Origin of the sequence: Phocaeicola faecalis (assembly GCF_021730445.1) — a bacterium.
GTDB classification, from domain to species: domain Bacteria; phylum Bacteroidota; class Bacteroidia; order Bacteroidales; family Bacteroidaceae; genus Phocaeicola; species Phocaeicola faecalis.
The window spans coordinates 23,897-45,339 of record NZ_JADNRM010000020.1; the positions used below are offsets into that span (position 1 = coordinate 23,897).

17 protein-coding genes are annotated in these 21,443 nt (G+C 41.3%); 6 read left to right on the forward strand and 11 right to left on the reverse strand.

Annotated elements, in window-relative coordinates; translation table 11 throughout:
• Position 1: 1 nt before the first annotated feature.
• From IR173_RS15595 to IR173_RS15635, 9 genes are all read right to left on the reverse strand, one after another.
• Positions 2 to 1,264 (reverse strand): nucleotide sugar dehydrogenase, encoded by a 1,263-nt coding sequence (locus IR173_RS15595; RefSeq protein ID WP_237040440.1) that lies wholly within the window; start codon positions 1,262 to 1,264, stop codon positions 2 to 4.
• A 294-nt stretch (positions 1,265 to 1,558) separates the two neighbouring features.
• The gene (locus IR173_RS15600) at positions 1,559 to 2,200 is read right to left on the reverse strand and encodes a tyrosine-protein phosphatase (protein ID WP_237040473.1); all 642 of its coding nucleotides are present in this window, start codon (positions 2,198 to 2,200) and stop codon (positions 1,559 to 1,561) included.
• Between the two features lie 63 nt (positions 2,201 to 2,263).
• On the reverse strand, positions 2,264 to 4,639 hold the full coding sequence (locus IR173_RS15605; RefSeq protein ID WP_237040441.1) for a GumC family protein: 2,376 nt from the start codon (positions 4,637 to 4,639) through the stop codon (positions 2,264 to 2,266).
• A 20-nt stretch (positions 4,640 to 4,659) separates the two neighbouring features.
• Positions 4,660 to 5,454, reverse strand: coding sequence for a polysaccharide biosynthesis/export family protein (locus IR173_RS15610; RefSeq protein WP_237040442.1), 795 nt, complete (start codon positions 5,452 to 5,454; stop codon positions 4,660 to 4,662).
• A 95-nt stretch (positions 5,455 to 5,549) separates the two neighbouring features.
• Positions 5,550 to 6,080: a UpxY family transcription antiterminator gene (locus IR173_RS15615; RefSeq protein ID WP_237040443.1), complete on the reverse strand. Its 531-nt coding sequence runs from the start codon at positions 6,078 to 6,080 to the stop codon at positions 5,550 to 5,552.
• Positions 6,081 to 6,449: 369 nt separating this feature from the next.
• Positions 6,450 to 7,358 (reverse strand): tyrosine-type recombinase/integrase, encoded by a 909-nt coding sequence (locus tag IR173_RS15620; protein ID WP_262914313.1) that lies wholly within the window; start codon positions 7,356 to 7,358, stop codon positions 6,450 to 6,452.
• Between the two features lie 156 nt (positions 7,359 to 7,514).
• Positions 7,515 to 8,213, reverse strand: a complete 699-nt coding sequence (rprY, locus tag IR173_RS15625) for a response regulator transcription factor RprY (protein ID WP_005940641.1) — start codon at positions 8,211 to 8,213, stop codon at positions 7,515 to 7,517.
• 1 nt (position 8,214) lies between these two features.
• Positions 8,215 to 9,780 carry a sensor histidine kinase gene (locus IR173_RS15630; protein WP_237040445.1) on the reverse strand — a complete coding sequence of 522 codons (1,566 nt, stop codon included), beginning with the start codon at positions 9,778 to 9,780 and terminating at the stop codon, positions 8,215 to 8,217.
• Positions 9,781 to 10,044: 264 nt separating this feature from the next.
• On the reverse strand, positions 10,045 to 12,204 hold the full coding sequence (locus IR173_RS15635; protein ID WP_237040446.1) for an elongation factor G: 2,160 nt from the start codon (positions 12,202 to 12,204) through the stop codon (positions 10,045 to 10,047).
• Positions 12,205 to 12,483: 279 nt separating this feature from the next.
• Here IR173_RS15635 and hemW point away from each other — a divergent pair, with 279 nt between their 5' ends.
• From hemW to IR173_RS15665, 6 genes are all read left to right on the forward strand, one after another.
• Positions 12,484 to 13,620: a radical SAM family heme chaperone HemW gene (gene hemW / locus IR173_RS15640; RefSeq protein ID WP_237040447.1), complete on the forward strand. Its 1,137-nt coding sequence runs from the start codon at positions 12,484 to 12,486 to the stop codon at positions 13,618 to 13,620.
• A gap of 47 nt (positions 13,621 to 13,667) precedes the next feature.
• Positions 13,668 to 14,219: an RNA polymerase sigma-70 factor gene (locus IR173_RS15645; protein ID WP_237040448.1), complete on the forward strand. Its 552-nt coding sequence runs from the start codon at positions 13,668 to 13,670 to the stop codon at positions 14,217 to 14,219.
• A gap of 70 nt (positions 14,220 to 14,289) precedes the next feature.
• On the forward strand, positions 14,290 to 14,694 hold the full coding sequence (locus IR173_RS15650) for a hypothetical protein (RefSeq protein ID WP_237040449.1): 405 nt from the start codon (positions 14,290 to 14,292) through the stop codon (positions 14,692 to 14,694).
• Between the two features lie 26 nt (positions 14,695 to 14,720).
• Positions 14,721 to 15,617 (forward strand): FecR family protein, encoded by an 897-nt coding sequence (locus tag IR173_RS15655; RefSeq protein ID WP_237040450.1) that lies wholly within the window; start codon positions 14,721 to 14,723, stop codon positions 15,615 to 15,617.
• Entirely contained in the window at positions 15,614 to 18,301 is a 2,688-nt protein-coding gene (locus tag IR173_RS15660; RefSeq protein ID WP_237040451.1) for a TonB-dependent receptor, read from the forward strand. The genes IR173_RS15655 and IR173_RS15660 overlap by 4 nt, the downstream gene beginning before the upstream one ends.
• 6 nt (positions 18,302 to 18,307) lie before the next feature.
• Positions 18,308 to 19,339, forward strand: a complete 1,032-nt coding sequence (locus tag IR173_RS15665) for a DUF4249 domain-containing protein (RefSeq protein WP_237040452.1) — start codon at positions 18,308 to 18,310, stop codon at positions 19,337 to 19,339.
• A gap of 86 nt (positions 19,340 to 19,425) precedes the next feature.
• Here the strand turns inward: IR173_RS15665 and glmM are convergent, their stop codons facing one another.
• Together glmM and IR173_RS15675 are read right to left on the reverse strand one after the other, a co-directional pair.
• A complete protein-coding gene (gene glmM / locus IR173_RS15670) occupies positions 19,426 to 20,814 on the reverse strand; it encodes a phosphoglucosamine mutase (protein ID WP_237040453.1) in 1,389 nt (462 codons plus the stop codon).
• On the reverse strand, positions 20,811 to 21,443 hold the full coding sequence (locus tag IR173_RS15675) for a DUF4827 domain-containing protein (protein ID WP_237040454.1): 633 nt from the start codon (positions 21,441 to 21,443) through the stop codon (positions 20,811 to 20,813). Before IR173_RS15675 ends, glmM begins: the two co-directional genes overlap by 4 nt.

The window sequence follows — 21,443 nt, forward strand, 5'->3', positions numbered from 1 at the left end:
ATTACAATCTTTCATCTATAATATTCCTATCTACACATCCCTTAACATCATATATTACATGACTATCATTAACCAATGCCAATAAATCGAGTCCTTCAAATTCTTTGTGGGCTACTGCTAATACAATGGTATCAAACTTATCTATAGGAAATTTATTTATGATTTCAATTCCATACTCACGCTTAACTGTATTCTTATCGGCCCAAGGGTCATAAACAGTGATATTATTTGTATATTCTTGGAGCGTAGTATAAATATCTACAACTTTCGTATTACGAATGTCTGGACAATTCTCTTTAAAGGTGATACCAAGAATTAGTACTTTGGCATCCTTTACCAATACCCCTTTCTTATTCATACATTTTACTACTTGATTGGCAACATATGCACCCATACCATCATTCAAACGCCGTGCAGAAAACATAATTCGAGGAAGTACACCATACACTTGTGCTTTTTGTATGAGATAGTAAGGGTCTACACTAATACAATGTCCGCCAACTAGACCGGGATTTAATTTAATAAAATTCCATTTTGACGCGGCAGCTTCTATTACATCGTGCGTATCAATACCCATTGCATTGAAAATTTTCGCTAATTCATTCATGAAAGCAATATTCACATCACGCTGGGAATTTTCAATGATTTTGGAAGCTTCTGCTACTTTAATGGATGGTGCTTTATGCGTACCGTTTACCAAAACAGAATTATAAACACTATCTATTATATCAGCAATTTCCGGAGTCGATCCAGAAGTCACTTTTTTAATTTTTTCGACTGTATGTTCTTTGTCACCCGGATTAATACGTTCAGGAGAATATCCAGCAAAGAAGTCCTCATTATACTTCAAACCCGAAACTCGCTCTATCACAGGTAAACATTCTTCCTCAGTAACGCCTGGGTAAACAGTTGATTCATATACAACAATATCACCTTTTGATATTACCTTACCAACAGTTTCACTTGCTCCCCATAAAGGAGACAAATCAGGACGATTATTATCATCTACCGGTGTAGGAACAGCAACAACGTAAAAATTACAATCTTTAATCTCTTCTAAATTAGCTGTACACTTGAATCCGTTAGCAATCGCCAATTGAAGAAGTTCATCAGAAACTTCAAGAGTCGCATCGTGCCCTGCCATCAAAGCATCTACACGTTTTTGATTCATGTCAAATCCAATTGTTTGGAACTTTGTGGAAAAAAGACGGGCTAAGGGAAGTCCTACGTATCCAAGACCGATTACACAAATTTTAGCTTTCATATTTATTAATTAATGATTTAATACAATTCATTGACCATCGCTAAATTATCGAAAGTTACTACCTCATAACTGTAAGATTCACGAAATGGATTTGAAAACGACTCTAAGATTGCACCAATACTATACGATATAAATATCAAAAATAGTGAGCAACATTTCCCAATTCTCATCGCCACCCAATAACATCTCCTCGTAGAGTACAGGGACACTATAAAAAAGCACAATCAGTACTGATGCATTCGATCACAAAGTGTCTTAAAAAAAACAGAAAACAATTAAATTTTATATATTCTATTATATTGAAACACTAATATCGTGTGTACACTTTGCATGAATTGCAAACTCCCAGTACCGCATCGAATGTATATCACAACCAATAACGTCATACATCTTTATTCTGTACAATACTTTTGCTTTCTTCTGAATATTTTTGCCATACATACCACTCAAGGCAGGGAGATTAAGTTGAAAGAGTATATTGCTTTCTCTCAACACTTTGTAATCCTTCATGGTCATATACTCATACCGTTCGGGATGAGCAAGTAATGGATAATATCCTTTTTGCTGAATACGTTTCAAGATGCCGTATAAGTCTATTGGAGGATTAAAATACGAAGTTTCTACCAAAAGATAAAGTTTTCCATCTTTCTCTATGGGTAACAAGTCATCGTTTTCCAACCGTTCCTCAAAAAGGTTGTCAAGCATATTTTCTGCGGCAAGGTAAAGCCTGATGTTGCCTTGATAAACGGCTTGTACTTCTGCAAACTTCTTCTTCAAGTCTGCTGTTTTATTCGGTATATCTTCCATAATATGCGGCGTGAACCACACTTCGGCTATACCTTGCTTCTCCATCTCCTTTAATATCTCCAATGTTTCAGACAATGTTTTCACACCATCATCCACACCGGGTAACAGATGGGAATGGCAATCGGTCATTCCACGCAGAATACCGCTATCCGCTACACTTACTTTACGTTTGAAGAAATGAAACACTTTTATTTATTCATTGGAATAGTTACCATACCCGTAATGATAGCCGTAACGATAGCCATAGCGATGATAACCGTATCTGCCTCCGTAAGCGACAGTAGTACCATTAAGGAGCAAAGCCATATTGTTCAATTTATGGTCTGCATAGTAACTGTCTATCACAGGAAGCATCTCACGCTCCATCAGTCCGGAACGGACAACAAAGAGAGTCATATCCGCCCACTTAGCAATAATGCTGGTATCGGCAACAATCTCTACCGGAGGACAGTCGATGAAAACAAGGTCGTACTCCTTACGCAAGCTTGCAATAAGGGTTTCCATCTTGGGACTGAAAAGTAACTCCGATGGATTGGGAGGTATGGTACCCACCGGAATAACGTCTAAGTTGGCATGGACAACATTATTTACCACAATTTCTTTCCAACCGGATACCAGACCACCCAAATAATTGGAAACCCCGGTCTTCGGTTTGTTAACGTAAGTACTTAAACTGGCACGACGCATATCCAAGTCAATGACCGCCACCTTCTTGTCCTTTATGGCAAAGCTGACAGCAAGGTTCATGGTGATGAATGTCTTTCCGCTACCCGGATTCATGGAGGAAACCATGATAACCTTATTTCCTTGCGCCATAAACTCAAGATTGGTGCGAACCACACGGAAAGCCTCGTTTATCATATCCCTATTCTTTTCCTTGACTACTATGGCATATTCATTTGCCTTCGTTTTCTTACCCGCTTTCTTTTTGTTACCGTCAGCCATGGGAATTTCTCCTACAAACGGAACATTCATGTTTTCCAAATCTTTGCGGCCGCGCACGCGGGTATTCATATTCTCCATCATAAAGATTACCACTGCAGGAATGAGCAATCCCAATACAAATGCCACCATAAGAATATTCATTTTCTTGGGAGCTGTCGGGAATGCACTACCGCGTGGAGCAGTAATCACTCTTGTATTGTAAGCTGTGAAAGCCTGTGAAAGTTCATTTTCCTCACGTTTCTGAAGCAGATAGAGGTAAAGTTCTTCCTTTACTTTCTGCTGACGCTCTACGCTCAACAGGTATTTCGCCTGGTTCGGATTGGAAGCCAATTGTTGTGTGGTAGCCAATTCCTCTTGCTTGATACTCCGGATTTGAGTATTCAGTGACACGATATGGTTGTCCACAGACTGGAGGATGGTTTGCTGCATACTCTTCAGGGAACTTGTCAAGTCCTTTACCAACGGGTTCTTCTCGCTACTGTTAGCTATCAGCCGATTACGGTCGAGTACCATTTGATTGTATTCACTAATCTGGTTCTCGATATTGACACTTCCGATACCGGAATTGGAAGGCAACGGCTGGTTCATCCGTTTGTTGTTTAATTCCCTGCGGATATATTGGGCGGTAGAAAGCTGGTTATTGAGGGAAAGCAGTTCCTTCTTGTTCTCTGCGGACTGGGTGAGGTAGAGGTTGGAGGCAGCTTGCACATCCGGCAACAGGTGCTCGGACTTGTAAGAAGAAATATTTTCATCCACATGCCCCAATTCGTTCTCAATCACGCCCAAACGGTCACCGATAAACTGGGAAGTGGATACGGCAATCTGGTTCTTGTCTTGAATCCATTTCTCATTATAGACCTCAATCAACATATTCAATATATCTTCCGCCTTTTGTATGGAAGCGTCATCAATACTGAGATTGATGATGGTAGCATCTTCGTTGCCCAATTCGGCACGGAGGTTCTTGGTATAATAATCTGTAATACCGGTTATGTCACCATGATTGTATGTAATGGTGGAACCGACATATTCTTCGTTCGGATTTTGGCTGACCGACAAATACATGCTTCCAACAGGTGTATGAATGGAATCATTGAATACCCCCGAAACACTTCCGTCCACATCTTCTCCTTCCATAGTAAAGTTGGAAAGTGTAAACTTCTCATTGTCGTTCATTTCAATTTGAAAACCGACAACGGCATTTTTGTCTTGCAACACCACTGATATAGGAGAAGCCTTGTAGAGCTCTACCCGCTTCAAGCCTTTACGGACCGTATAAGTCTCGTTTAGTCCTAAACGTTTCACCACTTCGGTCATCAGCGTAGGCGAAGATATGGTAAGCAACTCATTGTTGATATTGGTGTTGCTCTTGAACATACCCAGATCGGCAAAGTCATTACTCAGTGCATTACTAGCCGAACTGCCCTTGCTGTTATCTTTTACCAAAATAGATGCCGAACGGGTATAAATATTAGGGGAACTAAATATATAAAGAAGCGCCACCGAAAGTGTGACAACCAACGATAAAGCGAACCAATGCCATTTAGGAAGGAACATTCCCCACAGGTCTTGGATGCGAATAAAATCGTCAGCAGGCTTATTATTCATCTTTCTATTTTCCATTCTGTCTTTATGTCTAACAATTATTTGAAAAGCAGTACCCCTAATGAAGAAAGGAAAGAACCAACACTGATCCAAAGAGATACAGACTTCACGCTATTTTCATTAATAGTACTCTGTCCGGCACGAACTTTGTTGGGCTGCACATAAACTACATCATTCTGCTTCAAGTAATAAACCGGAGAATTGAACATGTCCTTGGATCGAATATCCACCCAATGTGTGACCCGCTTGCCGTCTTCCTCACGAATCACAAAGATGGCATCCCGCTTGCCATGGATAGTCAAGTCGCCCGCCACACTGACAGCCTCAAGCAGGGTAATCTGATCCTTGGTGATGGCGTACTTGCCGGGAGTCTTTACCTCGCCCAGTACTGAGAAGTAAAGGTTCATAAACTCCACGGTCACAACAGGGTCGTTTACCAGATTTTCCTCCATTAGCCGTTTCTTGATTAGTTTGGCTATCTGACTTTTGGTCATACCTGCAATATGAAGTGTTCCCAATACCGGAAAATCAATATCCCCATTGTCATCAAGCGTATAACCGGAAACTTCTCCGGTGGTATTGCCACCTTTCAAATCATTATATCCTGCCCGATATTGAATTTTTGTCAGATTGAACAACGCTGCCAATTGCGGGTCCTTACTCGACACGATGATGGAAATCTGGTCTTTGGGCTGCACAGTAATATCCCGTGCTCCGTTGATAACCTCCGGCTGATTCACCTTAATGTCTTGAAAGTAGAGAATCTCCTTGGATGTATTGCAAGACACCAGCAATATCGCCATTAGAAGCATACTTAAAAAATGTTTTTTCATAAATTATATTTTCTGTACAGTTAGTTTTGTGTATATCACTTTATTCTCTTCAAAATTATAGTTCTATAATTTAATGATAATAATATAAGAAGGGGTTATATTTTTTCCAGATAGGCTCCCGGAATATAGGTAGTAGCTAAAGAAAACGCTCCTTCCAAGCGTATCACAACCCGCTTATGCCCTTTAATACGAATCAATTCACCTTCTATGCCGGCAAAATCTCCCTTTATGACACGCACACGATCGCCTTGGCGAAGGTTTTCATTGATTACCTGAACCGCATCTTCCGAGAAGTCGAGCAGAAACATGAAATCCTGCATCTGCTTGTCGGGAACTACTAAAAGTTGTCGGGTTTCCAGATTCAGAAGATAACTCATGGATAAGCCGTATTCATTGACCAATGAAAGGCAAGTGGCATAATCTGAACGGATAAATACAAAATTGGGAAGTACGGGTTTTTCCACTTTGACTTTCTTCCCTCTTCTTTCTATCATAACAGTACGATAAGGAATGTAATGCTCTATTTTTAATCGCTCCAATAATTGCTTTATTGTCTTTGCTGTAGAATATTTTGTTTTTGCTGCAAACCACTTGATGGACTGCGCTGTTTTCTTGTCTGTCGTCATAGTTAAGCACGCTTCGCGTCATCGCCTCTTTTGAAGGCAATTTTATAAAAGATTCAATAAAATGAATTATGCTTTTTGTTCCACCTCTTACACAGAGGTAACACATCAGCTAGAGAACGTATACCCCGGATTTTAAACAGAAAAAGAAGAATATAATACTAAAAACATTAGATTTCATAGAAAGGAAGGTTCGATTATCAAGTCATAAAAAACTTGACATAAAAAAGTGCAAAGAAAAGGTAAAGAGAAGAAAATGAAAAAAAATCATTCATAAATTCTATTACCTAAAAAAATAAATATTAACTTTGTGCCGAATTAATGACTTTCATTGCTCCACCTCTGTGTAAGAGGTTATGCAAAATAAAAAAACTACTTAATTGATGACAGCACCTTGCGGTTAGCTTCATCCATTATCACTTGATTCAAAGAAGCCAAATAAATACGTGTCGTTTTTTCTGAAGTATGTCCCATTCCTTCACTTATTACAGATAGTGAAACACCATTTTCACGAGCAATGGAAGCCCAAGTGTGGCGCGGTACATAAGTAGTGAGATGTAGATGGGGAATATTCAACAGCTTCTCTATTTTTTTAAGTTGAGCATTCTGATAGCGTAACGCATTGTAATATTGTTCTTGTAAGTCTCGAGAAATATTAGAATGAAGAATAGGCAATACATAATCTGACCCCTCAGTGAGGGAACTATATTTCTCTATAATTTCTTCCATACAAGGTTCAAGACCTATAATCAGCTGCTGACCTGTCTTTTTACGATGATAAGTGATAAGGCCATCTTTGATATCCTTTTTACACAAATGGGCCATATCTACAAAAGCCATACCACGTGTATAGAAACTGAACATGAACAAATCACGAGCTAATTCCAACTTTTTCTTACCACTTAAATCCAACTCTTTCAACAGACGTAGTGCTTCTATACTTAAAGCACGTTTCTGCGTCTTATCAATTCCAGTGTACACACCCTCAAACGAATGTTGTTGAACAGCCAAGTTCTTGCTTACAGCCTTATTATACACAGCACGCAATACACGCATATAAAACGAGGAGGTATTCGACACCACACCACGCTGTTTCAGCCAAGATTGATAACTCTTAATCTGCTCGGAAGTTATCTCTTCTATACTGAGGTCTTCTCCCTTACGGAAGTTAAAGAAACTATTAAAAGTACATGAGTAAGAAACGGCGGTCTTAAACTGACCGTTGTTTTGCAGAAGTTCTTCCTGCTCTTTCATAAAAGAAAAAAATGAATTGCTACACATAAATTATTTATTAAAATAGACAATGCCAACATGACATTGCGAGGTTAAATGTATAACAACGGTCGCGGTTAAAAAAGGATTCGTTTATTTAAATTCTTAACAATAAAAAAAAGTCCGAAACGTTCGCTTCGGACTTTTCTATATGCTTGACCTCATTTATTCAACTTCCGGTGTAATCAGTTTATAACCCTTACCGTGAATGTTGATGATTTCGATAGAGTCGTCTTCTTTTAAATGTTTACGCAATTTAGTGATATATACGTCCATGCTTCGGGCATTGAAGTAATTGTCATCAATCCAAATAGTTTTCAATGCAAAGTCACGCTGCAGAATTTCATTGGCATGCGCACACAGCAATCCCAACAATTCTGACTCCTTAGTGGTAAGTTTGGTGTTCTTGCCATCAATAGACAGAATTTGTTTCTGAGTATCGAAAGTAAAGCGACCAATCTTATAAATATTACTTTCCTTATTTCTCTTGCCACGCACACGACGCAGGATAGCCTCGATACGGAAAGTCAATTCTTCCATACTGAACGGCTTGGTGATATAATCATCAGCACCGATTTTAAACCCTTCCAAGATATCTTCTTTCAGCGTCTTTGCTGTCAAGAAGATAATAGGAATTTCAGCATTTGCAGCACGAATTTCCTGTGCCAGCGTGAAACCGTCCTTTTTAGGCATCATCACATCCAGTACACACAAATCATATTTGTTCTTCAGGAAAGCCTTGTAGCCGGCATCACCATCCGGACAAAGTTCAGCCGAGTAGCCTTTTGCCTGCAAATATTCTCTCAAAAGCATGCCAAGATTCTCATCATCTTCGCATAACAAGATACGCAATTTCTCGTCCATATTATTCATTTTTTAATAAAGGTAATACAATAATAAATTTAGTTCCTACATTCAGTTCACTGTCAGCACGTATAACGCCTTTATGATCCTGAATTATTTTCTTCACGTAAGCCAAGCCCAAACCGAATCCTTTCACATCGTGCAGGTTACCGGTGTGTACCCGATAGAACTTATCAAATATCTTTTTCAGGTTTTCCTTCTTGATACCGATACCATTGTCCTGTATCGAGATATAAAGTTTACCTGACTCGTTCCATGTCCGTATGTTCAGCAGCAGTTCTCCTTCCGGTTTCTTATACTTCACTGCATTGTCCAGCAAGTTAAAGATAACATTCGTAAAGTGCATTTCGTCCACAAATATATCAGGATTCTCTGCATCTAAACTGGAAGTGATTTTCCCATTATACTTTTCCACTTTCAATGTAAAAGTATTAACGACTCCCGCTATCAGTTCATTTGCATTCACTTCCTTCATCTTAAGCGTTGCCTTCTGCCTTTCGAACATTGACATCTGCAATACTTTCTCTACCTGAAAACGCAAACGTTTCGTCTCGTCATTGATAACCCCCGAAATATGCTGGAACATAGCCGGAGACTTACCCACTGCAGGGTCTTTCAACATCTGTGCCGCCAACGAGATGGTAGAGATAGGTGTCTTAAACTCATGCGTCATATTGTTGATGAAGTCATTCTTTATCTCTGTCAGCTTCTTCTGGCGGAAGATGATATAGATGGTAAAGATGAATGTCACAAGCAATACAAACGTAAAAATGAGCGACGGTATCATAAATTTAACAGAACTGAATATGTAACTGTTCAATTCAGGGAAGTGAACATTTACCATTCCCATTCGTGCAGGCGGATCATTCTGGAATATTACCTTGCGGTAAGTGTTCTCGCTACCCTCGTTCGTATAGTCGGGACAATGATAAGCCTCCGTTCCCTCACGATCCGTTACTGTAAAATGATACGGAATATCAATACCGTTATTCAGTAATTCCGTCTTTATAAACAAATCCAACTGCTTAAAGTTAATACGCTCTTTAAGCGGTTTATCACTGGCTGTACGCAAAATAGTATAAACCACTTCGTCTAACAATGCCCGCTGGTATACATATCGCTCCTTGATAATCTCCTGCAACGCTCTGGCTGTTTGCGGGATATTTTTACCGGTAGAGATAATAGCCTTCGGAACATTGGCCGGGCGGTTTGTACTAATCTTCATCTTGAGTTCGAAAGTAGAATAACCGTCCAACCCATCCGAAGAGACAGCATAATGCTGTGTGTGTGCAACCACTTCGCCTTCATCCTTTCCTTCTTGTGCAGCCTGCTGCCGGGATAATTGAGCAGCTCTTTCGGTAGCAATAACATCGTCTTCCAAATATTTCTTTGTTTCTACCAGCTCAATATTTCTGCACGCCTGGTCCAAACTGCGCCGAACCGATTCATCAAATTGCTCTCTGCGCATTTTCACCATTTCTTCAATATAGCTTACCTGCAAGTAAAGCAAACTCAGAAATGAGAGACCCATTACAATTCCTAATATCCAAATAGTAGACTTTTTCATGCCAGCAAAATTAAAAGCGTTAAACCTTATTACATAATGGATTAACCAAATTTAAACGGCAATTCTCTATAATTAACCGAAAAAGTCATTTAAACTAATAATCTGACTACTATAACAAATTTAACGCCACTTGGTTTGCAAAAATAATAAAAAATTAAGTTCAAAACCAAATAATAAACCTAAAAGTTTAAGGTTACTTAAATAAAAAGGAACGCTTTTTTAACGAAAAGCGTTCCTTTTAGATGCTATTTTTTACAGTTTACATTATTCGTCCTTATTTTCATTCGCCTCAAATTCTTTCATTAATTTATCTTGAACGTCACCCGGAACGAGTTCGTAGCTGGCAAACTTCATAATGAATGAAGCACGGCCACCGGTCAATGAGCTCAAAGAAGTGGAGTAAGAGGACATTTCTTTCAAAGGCACTTTAGCAACTAATTTCTCATAACCGTTTTCGCTGCTCATGCCCATAATCATACCACGACGACCCTGCAAGTCACTCATCACATCGCCCATCTTGTCACTTGGAACAAATACTTCAACATCATAAATAGGTTCCAGAATCTTCGGACCGGCATTCTTAAACGCTTCACTGAAGGCATTACGTCCGGCAAGCATAAAGGAGATTTCATTGGAATCTACCGGGTGCATCTTGCCATCATAAACAATCACGCGGACGTCACGGGCATAAGAACCGGTCAACGGTCCTTGCTCCATACGGCTCATGATACCTTTCAAAATAGCCGGCATGAAACGTGCATCAATAGCACCTCCCACTACACTGTTAATGAACACTAATTTACCGCCCCATTCCAATGGAACTTCTTCAGTACCCTTTACGTTTATCTTGAATTCCTGTCCGTTAAACTTATAAGTATCGGGAACCGGCATACCTTCATAATAAGGTTCTACGATAAGATGAACTTCACCAAACTGTCCGGCACCACCTGATTGTTTCTTATGGCGGTAATCGGCACGGGCTGCTTTGGTAATTGTTTCACGATAAGGAATCTTCGGCTCTTCAAATTTAATCTGCAACTTCTCGTTGTTTTCCAAACGCCATTTCAATGTACGCAGATGGAACTCACCCTGTCCGTGAACGATGGTCTGTTTTAATTCTTTAGACTGTTCGATTTCCCAAGTGGGATCTTCTTCACGCATACGGTTCAGTACAACCATCATCTTTTCCACATCCGCCTCGTTCAGCGGTTTGATAGCGCGAGAATATTTAGCATTAGGATATTTGATGAAATTGAAACGGTTGTCGCAATCTTTACCGTTCAGCGTATTGCCGGTTTTTACGTCTTTCAACTTCACTGTACAGCCGATATCACCGGCACGCAATTCTTCAACAGGAATACGGTTTGAACCGGCGCATACAAAGAGCTGTGCCATACGTTCCTTTGAGCCACGATCCGCATTTGTCAAATCATCACCTTCATGTACGGTTCCACTCATTACCTTGAAATATTGAACTCCGCCAATATGCGGCTCAACAGCTGTTTTAAAGAAATAAAGTGAAGTAGGACCTTCAGCATTCGGTTCTACCACCTCACCTCTGGTATTGTGTACTTTCGGCATTTCATCTACAAACGGAACTACATTTCCCAAGAATTCCATCAAGCGGCGAACACCCATGTCTTTACCTGCACATACACAGAACACGGGGAACATGCCACGTGCAGCCAATCCCTTACGGATACCTTCACGCATTTCGTCTTCGGTCAATGACTCCGATTCAAAGAATTTCTCCATCAAAGTTTCATCGTGTTCGGCAGCGGCCTCAACCAATGCTTTGTGCAGTTCCATCGCCTTTTCTTTTTCCGAATCCGGAATTTCTTCAATGGTAGGTGCACCACCTTCAGGACCCCATGAATATTTCTTCATCAACAGCACGTCAATTAACTCATGGAAATTAGGCCCGGTCTCAATCGGATATTGTACGGGAACTACTTTAGATCCATAGATGGCTTGCAATTGTTCCAATACATTGTCATAGTCACACTTTTCATTATCGAGCTGGTTTACCAGGAAGATGACAGGTTTACCTAATTTTTCAGTGTAGCGGAAATGGTTTTGTGTACCTACTTCGGGACCGTATTGTCCGTTCAACAAAAGGATAGCAGTGTCTGTTACATTCAACGCAGTAAGGGCGGCACCTACAAAGTCATCACTGCCCGGGCAGTCAATTATATTAAGTTTTTTTCCGTTCCATTCTACATGATAAACGGTAGAGAACACTGAATAACCATATTCTTGCTCTACCGGAAAATAATCACTAACCGTATTTTTGGCAGTAATTCTGCCACGACGTTTTATAATACCACTCTCAAAGAGCAATGACTCTGTGAGGGTGGTTTTACCTGATCCATCATTGCCAAGGAGTGCAATGTTTTTAATTTCGTTAGTCTGATATACTTTCATGATATCTAAGATTTAATTATTAACAAACGGATATGTGTCTCATATCTCCTTAAAAGTGGAGCGCAAATTAGGAAATAAAGACAAAAAAAGCAACCTCAAGGCAGGTGTTACTAAACTATGTTTTACGGCAGGATTATCAAATTTCCAAACGTTATGCCCTCTTATTCTTAACCTTAATCCTATCTACTCTTCCGATAATCCCTCAAATAAATATAAATATCTGTTCGATACCGCGAAAAGCAATGATAGTTTTCGTAGTTTTGCGCATTATTTTAATATATGGCCGGACTCTATTTACATATTCCCTTTTGCAAACGACGTTGCATCTACTGCGATTTCTTTTCCACTACCCAAAGTGAAAAGAAAACAACTTATGTATCTTCTTTATGCCGTGAGCTGGAGATGCGCAAAGATTATGTTTCGGGAGAATCAATAGAAACCATCTATTTCGGTGGAGGAACTCCTTCCCAGCTGTCACAAGAGGATTTCATCAGAATATTCTCTCTTATATATAAGGTGTATAATGTGGAGCCCGATGCCGAAATCACACTTGAAGCAAATCCGGATGACCTGACGCCGGAATATATCACTATGCTCCGCAGCCTGCCTTTCAACCGTCTGAGCATGGGAATCCAAACGTTCAATGAGAACACATTGAAACTATTACAGCGCCGCCACACTGCCGCACAAGCCATCCACGCTTTTAACGACTGCCGCCGAGCAGGATTTCATAACATCAGTATCGATTTGATGTACGGACTTCCCGGTGAAACACTCGATTCGTGGCAGAAAGACTTAGTTCAGGCGATAAACCTGCATCCCGAACACATCTCCGCCTATCATCTGATATACGAAGAAAATACTGTTTTATGGAAACTTCGCGAACAACATAAAGTAGCCGAAGCTGATGAGGACTTGAGCGTTGCCTTGTTCAGCACTCTTATCGACAGCCTGAGTGCTGCCGGATATGAGCATTATGAAATATCCAACTTCTGTCTGCCCGGACTGCATTCCCGACACAATTCCAGTTATTGGACCGGAAAGAAATACTTGGGTTGCGGACCGTCGGCACATTCCTACAACGGCATTTCGCGTCAATGGAATATTGCTTCACTGGACGAATACACTAAAGGCATAGAGGACGGAACTCCGGCGTTCGAGATTGAGGAGCTCGATTTATACACCCGCTATAACGACTTTGTAATTACCAGTATCCGTACCGAATGGGGGATGCCGCTCTCCAAACTCCGCAGAGAATACGGTGAGAAATTATATGCCTATTGTCTGCGTATGGCACAGCCCCACTTGAAACAGGGAACACTGGAGATAGTCAACGATACACTAAAACTGACACGAGCGGGTATTTTCATTTCAGACGGCATAATGAGTGATATGCTCCATGTAGAAGATTTTTAGTAAATTTGTCATCGATTTAACAACCAACAGACACACCCTACACAGCAATGGAGGAAACTGAATTACTAAAGAAAATACAAAAGCATGACTCCGAACAAGCTTTCCGGTCTTTATACAATCTGTATTACGACCGCTTTTTCCGTATTGCTTTCTACTATCTGCAACGTGACGAATGGGCACAAGAAGTGGTATTGGATGTTTTCACCGGTCTATGGAACAATCGGAAACGACAAGTGATTCCCGATGACTTCAATAAATACAGCTATGCACTGATACGTAACGCCGCCCTTAATTATCTGGAAAAGGAGCAACGCCGCGAAGCCATGCCATTGGACAATATCCCCGAAAGAATATCCTCCTCCCCTTCCCCCGAAGAACGGATTATTAATGAAGAATTATTCGCTCTGTACGAAAATTCACTGAATGAACTGCCCGACCGTTGCCGAGAAGTTTTTATCAAAGTACGTGAAGAGAAACAAAGCTATGCTGCTGTTGCAGAGGAACTTAACATTAGTCCTAAGACAGTAGACGCCCAACTGCAGAAAGCCGTTACCCGACTAAAAGAAAAAATAAATAATTATTTTAGGAATAAAGAGTAGGGAGATTTACCGATATGCCTGTCTTTACTTATAGAGAAAACTAATAAACTAAAACTAAAAAGTAAAAGACATGAGAACAAGTACACGTATGGCCCTCCCCTTCTTCTATGCATTATTAGTAGGGGCGTGCAGCAACAATGACAGTTATCCGAAAGAGTACATCGGATTTGAACGCGCTATGACCGACCACACTTTTGACGCCAACAACCAGGAGGAAACAATCACAATCAAGATTGTTGCCGGCGAAAAGCAAGACGAAGACCAAAAACTAAAACTAAATTCATCACAACCACAAGTATTAAAAATTACAGAACCTAATCCGATTATTGCCAAAGGCAAAAAGTCTGTAAAAGTAGATGTTATACTTTATCCGCAGAAGATTGCCAAGGGCCAGCGTATGCTTACTCTCACTTGCAAACCTGAAAGAAAAGATACAAAAGTTTCGGAAATGTCCATTCATCTGCGAAAGAAGTAGTATCTTTACCGGGCAAATGAGATAACATGAATTCACCGAAATCCGATAAAGAGCTGAACGAATGGCTGGAGCATCTGGCTTCATCTACTCATTCACCGCAGGGAAAATTCTCGGCGGAAGAGGGTTATGACATCTTGCAAAAACGCCTTAAACCGGCATCCCACAAACGCAAAGTATTTACCATTCGATACATTGCGGCGGCGGCCGTCCTCGTTCTCCTCTTAGGATTCGGTTGGATGTTCTATTCTTATCAGCATCCTTCTCCCCTGTTGATGGCATCGACCGGAGCCGAAACCCAAGTGCTAGAACTGCCCGACGGTTCAACTGTGACTCTAAACCGACATTCGCAATTGAGTTATCCCGAAACTTTCGGTAAGGAGCGTATCGTGGAACTGAATGGGGAAGCTTACTTTGAGGTCAGCAAGAATCCGGAAAAGCCTTTCCGGGTAAAGACTTCCGGGGTAACAGTCAGCGTATTGGGAACACATTTCAATGTCAATGCCTATGCCGCCGATTCTTTAGTTGAAACAACTCTGCTGGAAGGAAGTGTTGCCGTAAGCGACAATGCCAATGGCAGCCAAGTGATATTAAAACCTAATGAAACGGCCATTTATCATAAACAGGCCGGAACGCTCACCACACAACCGGACGAGGATGCAGGTAATGAAATAAGCTGGAGAGACGGTGTCTTGTCCTTCAATGATATTTCGATGGAAGACATTGTCCGCCAATTATCTCATCACTTCAATGTAAAGATTGAGATTATAGGGGAACAATTGCGTACATACAAGTTGAATGCCCGTTTTAAGCACAACGAAACGCTGAAAGAAATTCTGGACATGCTCGCCGTAATCGGTGACTTTACGTATCAAACTACACAAGCCAACGTAATAGAAGTAAAACAGAAAACTAAAACTAAATGATTTTTGTATTTTACCGAAAGCATAGCATCAGGAAACTAATCTTGATGTTATCACTTTGCTTTTCAATTCCCATCGCTAAGGCACAGACACCGGATATGCCTGTCAGTCTTCATCTGAAACAAGCTGACCTGAAAGAGTTCATTGCCCGAATAGAGGAAGCAACAGGATATTCTTTTATCTATGGTGAAGAGGTGGTATTGAAACATCCTATAACTATCAGCCAAAAGAAAGTACCTTTACAAACCGTACTGACCAAGGCATTTATGGGGCAGGATATCAAATTTGAGTTTGTGGCACATCATATCCTATTAAAGAAGGAGAAACCGCAAACTGTCAAACGCCATGTTACATTAAATGGTTACATGCTGGACGCCACTTCTAAAGAAACACTGATTGGCGCCAACATCTATAGCAAACAAAACGGACTGGGAACCATTACCAACCCGTTTGGTTATTTCAGTATAACATTACCCGAAGGAAACACAAAACTAAACTTTTCATATATCGGCTACACGACGCAGGAAATGAATCTGAACTTATGCAATGACACACTGATTACCATCCAAATGTACAATGATAACCAGTTGGATGAGGTCATTGTCTTATCCGAGAAGCCGGAAACAGGTATCCGGAGCAGTCGCATGGGAGCCAGCAACATTCCAATTGCACATATCAAGAACACACCCGCCTTACTTAGTGAGGCGGATGTGCTTAAAACCATCCAACTACTGCCCGGAGTACAAGGTGGTGTCACCGGTACCAGCGGCTTGTATGTGCGTGGAGGAGGGCCCGACCAAAATCTGTATTTATTAGATGGAGCGCCCCTATACAATGTAGACCATACTCTAGGCTTCCTGTCGGTCTTTACACCCGAAGCCGTCAAGAAGGTAGATTTATACAAAGGCAGCTTTCCGGCCCGTTTCGGCGGCCGCCTCTCATCAGTAGTGGATGTACGCACCAACGATGGAGACATGCAGCACTATCATGGAAGCTTCAGTATCGGATTGCTTACGTCGCGTCTGCATTTTGAGGGACCGATATGGAAAGACCGCACCTCTTTTCTGATTTCAGCACGTCGCAGCTATCTGGATTGGTTGATTAAGCCATTCTTGGACAAAGACAGTAAAGGAGGATATTTCCTTTACGACATCAATGCCAAACTCAATCACCGCTTCAACGACCGCAACCGACTTTTTCTGTCCTTCTACAACGGTCAGGACAATATAAACTTCAAGAACAAATACACCGTCAACGGAAACGAGCAACTATGGAATGAAAAGGAAAAACAGGTCATTAACTGGGGCAGCACTCTAGCTACATTGCGCCTGAACCACATTTGCAATGAACGATTGTTCAACAATACCACGCTGTCTTACAACCATTTCCGATTTCATATCAAAAACGATGCATCATACAAAGATGAAACCTTTAAGAGCCGTTACCAATCAGGTATTGATGACATAGGAATGATTTCGGATTTTGATTTCCATCCCTCCCCTTCCCATTTTATCAAGTTTGGAGGCAAATATCTGTATCACCTGTTCCGACCGGAAGTGCAGCATGTGCTGACACGTCACCAAGATAACCAAGAGCTTGCCAACATTGGAGAAGGGCCTATCCGTTCTCATGAAATATCGTTCTACGCCGAAGACGACTTTAAACTGAACGACCGATGGAAAGCGAACATAGGTGCTCACCTCTCTTTATTTCATGTACAGCACCACACCTATTCCTCTCTGGAGCCCCGACTCTCATTAAGTTATAACGCACGTCCCGATTTGACATTCAAAGCGGCATATACCCACATGACACAATACGTTCACCTCCTGACCTCATCAGCCATTGCAATGCCCACAGATTTGTGGGTACCTGTCACCAAAGACCTTCATCCGATGCTGGCACGTCAGTTTTCGGTAGGTGCCTACTACACCGGAATCCGTGGATGGGAATTTTCTGTAGAAGGCTATTACAAAGCCATGAAAAATATACTGGAATACAAAGACGGCAATGCATTGGGAGGCAACTCTACCAATTGGGAAGATAAAGTGGAAATGGGAAGAGGACGCAACTTCGGAATAGAATTCATGGTAGAAAAGAAAAGCGGCCGTACCAACGGATGGATTAACTACACCCTGGCCAAAGCTGACCGGAAATTCAGTGAGCATGGTATCAATGGCGGACGCCGTTTCCCCTACAAATATGACCGGAGACACTCAGTTAATATCACCCTCAACCATCAATTTACCAAAGGCATATCCATGAGTGCCTCATGGACGTTTGCATCAGGCAATACAGCTACCCTCCCAATGGAAAAAGGTACTGTGATATTGCCGGACGGACATATCTGGTGGGAGAATTATTACTATTATATGGGATACTCAGGCATTCAGAATCCTATAAACAATAATCAGAATATATCACCTACCGAATATTGCAGCTCACGAAACAACTATCGTTTGCCTGCCAGCCACCAACTGAATATAGGAGTCAACTTCCGAAAGAAGACCAAGCATGGCGAGCGCATTTGGAATGTAAGTCTGTTTAATGCATATAATGCCATGAACCCTAACCACATGTATATCGAATATAAAGAACCCAGTCCCGGAGAACAGGCAGTCCCCATACTCAAGAAACTGACACTGCTTCCCTGCCTTCCTTCTTTTTCGTATACCTATAAATTCTAAAGAATAATGAAACAGTTATCTTTACTTCTCGTATTGACAGCATTACTGACAGCCTGCACCACCGAGATAGGGCCTGTCACTACCAATGAGCCGAAAAAACTCATTATCAATGCAATTCTCAGCACTGACAAAGTGGAGAATGCCATTTATCTGAATTCAACCGACCGTGTAAATCCTGAAATAGTAAAAAACGGAATCATCAGATTATACATCAACGGAGAACTGTCCGAAACGATAGATGAATGTAAGTATAATCCTTTATATAATGACAGAGACAGCTATTCCGACTATTACTATCCGGTGCACAGCCGTTTTCAAAGTGGCGACAACGTACGTTTGGAGGTCGAAACCAAAGACGGTCATTTCAGAGCGGAAGCAGAAACCAATGTTTATGAAAATTTGAAAATAGCCGGTTTGGATACCACTCATATAACGACATCCGGCATATATTCATGGATTGGTACAGCTATACGCCTCAAAGTAAAACTGGAGGCTCCCATGTCCGAAAAGAAACAACCCCATTACTACCGCGTCCATTTAAAAGAAGATTGCACGTACCGGCTCACCAATAAGGAAACCCTGAAGGACTCCATTGCACAATCCAACTACTGGAATTCTCCAGCTTATTACTATGATATCGCTTTGATGGATGGCAAGCCGGGAGATTTGAACAATAATGACTTTGACATCACTATCCTGCCTACTACCAGGAATGACTACAGAGTATTTAGTGACATATACTTCAACGACAGGAAATATACAATGGATTTAAGTATCTTCCCCGGTGCCTGGTTTGACGGCCTAGTCTATCATATCCGTCATGCCACCGTTCGTGAGACACTCCATTTTTATGCCATTTCCCAAGAAGAATATCTGTATCTGCGTGCATTGTCCGCCCACAACGAACATGACAGCAGTGACCCTTTCGAAAATCCTGTTATCTTCCCCAGCAACGTAAAAGGAGGCATCGGCATCTTTGCCATCGAAAACCCGACCGAATACCCTTTTGACGCTTTCGATAAAGATATCGCGGAGTAATTCTCATAAAAGACATTTGCCATATCGGACGGTGATTTTGTTCACCTTCCTGATATGGCAAATGCATATAGGGACTATATTATCTCTTATTTAGCCAAGCTATAAACAACGTCCATAATCTTTTGTCCGATTTCATCAGCAGCCTCCATAGTAGATGCCTCCGAATAAACACGGATAATCGGTTCGGTGTTACTCTTGCGCAAGTGCACCCATTTATCGGGGAAGTCAATCTTCACACCGTCAATGTCATTGATTTCTTCGTCTTTATACAGTTCTTTCACCTTCGCCAAAATTGCATCCACATCTGTCTCAGGAGTCAGGTCGATACGGTTCTTCGCAATAAAGTAAGGAGGATAAGAAGCACGCAGTTCGCTCACTTTCTTTCCTTCGTGTGCCAGATGGCTCAAGAACAATGCAATACCTACCAATGCATCACGTCCGCAATGGCTTTCCGGATAGATAACTCCACCATTACCTTCACCACCGATTACTGCATTTGTGGCTTTCATCTTCGCTACCACATTTACTTCACCTACGGCAGAAGCATTATATTCGCAACCATATTTGCGGGTTACATCACGCAAAGCACGAGTAGAGCTCAAATTGGAAACTGTATTTCCCGGAGTATGTTTCAATACATAATCGGCAACGGTTACCAATGTATATTCCTCACCATACATTTTTCCGTCTTCACAAATCATAGCCAGACGGTCAACGTCAGGGTCAACAACAAAAGCCACATCACAACCGCCTTTTGCCATCAGCCCCATGATATCTCCCAAGTTCTTTTCAAGAGGCTCGGGATTATGCTGGAAGTTCCCCGTCGGTTCACAATATAGTTTCTCTACATGTTTCACACCAAGACGTTCCAATAATTCGGGAAGAATAATTCCTCCTACAGAGTTTACGCAGTCAATAGCTACATGGAAATCAGCCTTGCGGATAGCCTCCACGTCAACCAACTTCAATGCCAACACACTGTCAATATGCTTTTGATTGTAAGTATTGTCTTCACGATAGCTTCCTAAATGGTCTACATCGGCAAAATCAAATTCTTCAGCCTCAGCAATACGAAGGACTTCATTTCCTTCTTCCTTATTCAGGAACTCACCTTTTTCATTCAGTAGTTTCAGGGCATTCCATTGTTTGGGATTATGGCTCGCAGTCAGAATAATACCTCCACACGCACCTTCCATAGTGACAGCCAATTCGGTTGTCGGAGTAGAAGCCAAACCGATGTTTACCACATCGAAGCCCATTCCCATCAAGGTTCCGCATACCACGTTCTTTACCATCTCACCGGAGATGCGGGCATCGCGTCCTACTACAATTTTATTACTCTTTACAGTCGTTGTTTGACGTATCAGCGTTGCATAAGCTGATGTGAATTTTACAATATCCAGCGGGTTCAAACCTTCCCCCGCATGGCCACCGATAGTGCCACGGATACCTGAGATTGATTTAATTAGTGTCATCGTCCTAATTGATAAGTTATTTCATAGTAACAAGGATAAACGTAAGCAGAAGCGTTCTTTTGTCCCTCGCTATGGGGAACAATCAATCTTACTTTTGCGCGGCCGGATATTTCGCGACCGGCCCTGATATAATTAAACGGAACCAGCCAACCACTGGGAACAAACGTGCTGCTATATACAGAGGCCATTTGTCCTGTAGTGAAAGAGGCCGAAAAATTCTTTCCCGACTTAGTCAACATAAATTCATCGGGGTGTGGTGCAAGATTACCAATGGTATTCAAAGATAAAGTGTCGCCTGTTCCATCTGCCGTTATCTGCTCTTCTACATAACGGGCCAGCACTTCATAACGTCCGTCTTTCAGAACATCCCCATTTCCTTTTTCCACAATTTGCATATACACACCATTGTCTGAGAAAAGAACGAACTCATTGTCCTTAACATTCGTAGTTGAGTCTTGTTCCTGAAACTGCTCAAAGCTGATTACCTTGATATCTTCCTTCTCAATAAACCGCTTAATAGCTTCTCTTTCCTCTTCCTTCATCTCAGCATAGGTCTTTCCGTTGTTACAAGACTGGAAAACCAATCCTAAAAGAAACACTGATGTGAACAGTATACTTAATTTCTTCAT

Bases quoted from the DNA above. Each gene is read 5' to 3' on its own strand.
- IR173_RS15675 (WP_237040454.1), bottom strand. From the start codon at position 21,443: ATGAAGAAATTAAGTATACTGTTCACATCAGTGTTTCTTTTAGGATTG.
- IR173_RS15605 (WP_237040441.1), bottom strand. From the start codon at position 4,639: ATGGAAAATAGAAAGATGAATAATAAGCCTGCTGACGATTTTATTCGC.
- IR173_RS15615 (WP_237040443.1), bottom strand. From the start codon at position 6,080: ATGACGACAGACAAGAAAACAGCGCAGTCCATCAAGTGGTTTGCAGCA.
- IR173_RS15645 (WP_237040448.1), top strand. From the start codon at position 13,668: ATGGAGGAAACTGAATTACTAAAGAAAATACAAAAGCATGACTCCGAA.
- IR173_RS15630 (WP_237040445.1), bottom strand. From the start codon at position 9,780: ATGAAAAAGTCTACTATTTGGATATTAGGAATTGTAATGGGTCTCTCA.
- IR173_RS15655 (WP_237040450.1), top strand. From the start codon at position 14,721: ATGAATTCACCGAAATCCGATAAAGAGCTGAACGAATGGCTGGAGCAT.
- IR173_RS15620 (WP_262914313.1), bottom strand. From the start codon at position 7,358: ATGTGTAGCAATTCATTTTTTTCTTTTATGAAAGAGCAGGAAGAACTT.
- IR173_RS15660 (WP_237040451.1), top strand. From the start codon at position 15,614: ATGATTTTTGTATTTTACCGAAAGCATAGCATCAGGAAACTAATCTTG.
- IR173_RS15665 (WP_237040452.1), top strand. From the start codon at position 18,308: ATGAAACAGTTATCTTTACTTCTCGTATTGACAGCATTACTGACAGCC.
- hemW (WP_237040447.1), top strand. From the start codon at position 12,484: ATGGCCGGACTCTATTTACATATTCCCTTTTGCAAACGACGTTGCATC.
- IR173_RS15595 (WP_237040440.1), bottom strand. From the start codon at position 1,264: ATGAAAGCTAAAATTTGTGTAATCGGTCTTGGATACGTAGGACTTCCC.
- IR173_RS15600 (WP_237040473.1), bottom strand. From the start codon at position 2,200: ATGACCGATTGCCATTCCCATCTGTTACCCGGTGTGGATGATGGTGTG.
- IR173_RS15635 (WP_237040446.1), bottom strand. From the start codon at position 12,204: ATGAAAGTATATCAGACTAACGAAATTAAAAACATTGCACTCCTTGGC.
- glmM (WP_237040453.1), bottom strand. From the start codon at position 20,814: ATGACACTAATTAAATCAATCTCAGGTATCCGTGGCACTATCGGTGGC.
- IR173_RS15650 (WP_237040449.1), top strand. From the start codon at position 14,290: ATGAGAACAAGTACACGTATGGCCCTCCCCTTCTTCTATGCATTATTA.
- IR173_RS15610 (WP_237040442.1), bottom strand. From the start codon at position 5,454: ATGAAAAAACATTTTTTAAGTATGCTTCTAATGGCGATATTGCTGGTG.
- rprY (WP_005940641.1), bottom strand. From the start codon at position 8,213: ATGGACGAGAAATTGCGTATCTTGTTATGCGAAGATGATGAGAATCTT.